A 251-nucleotide genomic window follows, 5' to 3' on the forward strand; every position below is an offset into this window, starting at 1 on the left:
AGGCCCAAGGAGTTATAGATACGCCCGAATGCGGTTTGCGCGGTGGCATAGGCCGAGTAACGCTGGAACTGGGCGAGCAGGGCGCGGGTTTCGGTGCGGATCACTTCCAGCTCGGAGTCGGTACGCGAGGTCAGTGAAGCCCGGGCGAACTTGGCCATGCGCTGATCGACCTGGCTTGATTGATCGGCCAGATCGAAATCGACCAGGGCGAGTTTGTAGCGTTCGACCGAAATGCGTACCTGCGTCAGCAC

At 60.6% G+C, this 251-nt stretch carries 1 pseudogene; it reads right to left on the bottom strand.

Annotated elements, in window-relative coordinates:
• Positions 1-251, bottom strand: a pseudogene (locus BK665_RS34580) (TolC family protein); the annotation flags it as partial.

The organism is Pseudomonas frederiksbergensis, from assembly GCF_003732665.1.
Classification (GTDB): domain Bacteria; phylum Pseudomonadota; class Gammaproteobacteria; order Pseudomonadales; family Pseudomonadaceae; genus Aquipseudomonas; species Aquipseudomonas frederiksbergensis_G.